Source organism: Candidatus Paceibacterota bacterium, assembly GCA_035546035.1.
GTDB lineage: Bacteria > Patescibacteriota > Minisyncoccia > Phycocordibacterales > UBA6065 > UBA6065.
In genome coordinates, this window is sequence record DASZXC010000002.1 from 1 (window position 1) to 1,909 (window position 1,909).

Consider the following 1,909-nt stretch of genomic DNA (forward strand, 5'->3'; position numbering starts at 1 on the left):
TTCGTCGATCATGGCTCGCTCTATCTTGCTCTCCAGCGCCTTGAAGACAAGAAGTGGATCAGCGCCAAGTGGGGCGTCAGTGAGAACAACCGCAAGGCGCGCTTCTATTCGCTGACGGCCAAGGGACGCCAGCAGCTCGCAGAAAAGACCAGCGAGTGGCAGCGGTTGACGAGAGCGATGGGATTGATTCTGAACCGCCAGGAGGCCTAGTCGTGTTCAGACGCAGAAGAAGCGCGGACGATTTTGCCGAGGAGATCAAATCGCATGTCGAGCTCGAAGCCGATGAGTTACAGAGCGACGGCTTGAGCGAAGACGAGGCGCGGCGCAGGGCAAGAGTCGAGTTCGGCAACGCGCAGACAGCGCAAGAACGCTTCTATCTCAGGAGCCGTATCGTCTGGCTCGACAATCTGCTCCACGATATGAAATTCGCGATTCGTCAGCTGACAAGACATCCGGGCTTCGCCGCCATTGCCATCGTCACTCTTGCGCTGGGTATCGCCGCCAACAGCACGATCGTCAGTTGGATCAACTCGACGCTCCTCGATCCTATTCCCGGAATCCCGCACACGAGCGACATGATCACGGTCATGCGCGGCGAGCGAAGCGAGCATCCCACGCCGCCCTTTTCGTACCTCGACTACGCGGACCTTCGCGAGAGCACGCGGAGCTTCACCGGGTTACTCGCTTATCACGACGACTACATGGCGATCACGGACTCGGGCACGCCAGAGCGCATTTATGGGACGCTGACGTCGTCGAATTACTTTGAGGTACTCGGTGTGCGCCCGTTCCTCGGCCGGTCGCTTGAATCGACTGCGTCAAATGAGCGGCTGGGTACAGCGGAAGCGGTGCTCGGCTACGGTTTGTGGCAGCACCATTTTGGCGCGGATCCTTCGATCATTGGAAAGGTCGTTCATATCAATCTGCGTCCGTTCACGATTGTCGGTGTCGCCCCCGAGGGTTTCCAAGGCTGCCTGAGCGGATTGCGGTCCGATCTATGGATACCGCTTGGCATGGATTCGCAGATTTCGGGTGACGAACGAATCAAGTATCGCGACGTCCCATGGCTCAACGTGCTCGGCAAGCTCAAGCCGGGAGTCGGTCATCGCCGGGCTGAAACCGAGCTGAATGTCCTGATGCAGCGCCTCGCGGAGCGGTTTCCGGATGCGCACAAGGGACCGAACACGATCTCTTCCGATCCGCTGTGGCGGTCGCCCTTTGGCGTGAATGTCTATCTTTATGGAACGCTGCCCATTCTGTTCGCGCTGGCGTCGGTGCTCTTGCTGCTGGTCTGCGCGAACCTGGCGAATCTTCTATTGGTGCGCTCGGTGGCGCGCCGGCGCGAATTTGCCATTCGCCTGTCGATAGGGGCAACCCGCTGGAGGCTGGTGCTTCAACTGATGGTGGAGAATGCGTTGATCGCTCTGGCAGGAGGCGGGCTCGCGCTGTTGTTGACCACATGGACGGCACGCGGATTATCGGCGTTTCTGCCGCCCACGACGCTTCCTCTTGTGCTGAACGGACACGTTGACCGCACGGTGCTAGTGGCGACCACCATGATGTCGCTTCTCGCTGCCGCGGTGTCCGGCGTTGTGCCGGCGCTTCGAGCTTCCCGCATCGCCCTCGCTCCGGTGTCTACCTTGAGGGAGGAAGGACTCAATACCTCCGGAGGCATCCACAAGTCACGCCTGGCAGGAGGACTGGTCGTCGGACAGATTGCGTTGGCGATGCTGCTACTGGTCTGTGCCGGACTCCTGGTCAGCAGCCAGCAGAAGGCACAGGATGCCTATCCGGGGTTCGATCCCAGCCACGTGTTTCTCGCGAGCTTTGATCTGAAACCGGTCGGCTATTCCAGAGCGCAGGGCGTCGAGTTTGACAAACAAATGCTCGTGCGCCTGAAATCGCTGCC

At 59.8% G+C, this 1,909-nt stretch carries 2 protein-coding genes; both read left to right on the forward strand.

Annotation, left to right across the window (positions count from 1 at the left end):
* The coding region (locus VHE10_00460; protein ID HVU06260.1) for a helix-turn-helix transcriptional regulator at positions 1-210 on the forward strand (210 nt) is incomplete at its 5' end.
* Positions 211-212: 2 nt separating this feature from the next.
* Positions 213-1,909: ABC transporter permease (locus tag VHE10_00465; GenBank protein ID HVU06261.1), on the forward strand; the 1,697-nt coding region annotated here is incomplete at its 3' end.